This is a genomic window from Psychrobacter sp. 1U2, assembly GCF_051847575.1.
This window is the reverse complement of the sequence record NZ_JBPYDC010001518.1, coordinates 1-584: the sequence shown is the minus strand read 5'-3', so window position 1 is coordinate 584 and position 584 is coordinate 1. Positions and strand designations below refer to the sequence as shown.

At 41.6% G+C, this 584-nt stretch carries 1 protein-coding gene; it reads left to right on the top strand.

The features are described from left to right. Window positions 1–584: MATE family efflux transporter (locus tag ACS8FD_RS22945; protein ID WP_439277555.1), on the top strand; the 584-nt coding region annotated here is incomplete at both ends.

Sequence of the window (584 nt, the reverse complement as noted above, 5' to 3'; positions counted from 1 at the left end):
TATTTAGATGTACGTTTTTGGGGAGTCATTGCTGAGCTGATGAACTTTGCTTTTATTGGCTGGTTTGCAGGTCAAGGCAAAACGCGTTATATGCTCTATCAGCAAGGATTTATTGCTGTATTTAATATTATTTTGACACTGTTTTTTGTTTACAGTATGCAGTTGGGAATCGCTGGCGTTGCGTTAGGGACTACCATTGCATTTTGGTCAGGGGTTGTATTGGCCTTGTGGCTTAGTCGCCGACATTTACAATTGACTTGGCCTACTTTCTTTCAAGTGGACCCGCAGCATTTTACTAAAGATAAAATGCTTAGGTTATTCTCTTTGAATAAAGATATTTTTATTCGTACGCTTATCTTAACAGTGAGCTTTGCATGGATTACTCGCCTCTCTGCTCAAAGCGGCGATTTAGTATTGGCTGCTAACGCAATATTATTGCAAGTATTAAGCATTTCAGCCTTTGCACTTGATGGCGTAGCAGTGTCAGCTGAGACTTTAAGTGGACAAGCAGCGGGACGTCGTGACTGGTTGCGCTTTCGTGTTATTGTCAAGCGTACAGGCATTGTCAGCTATGCTCTTGCTTT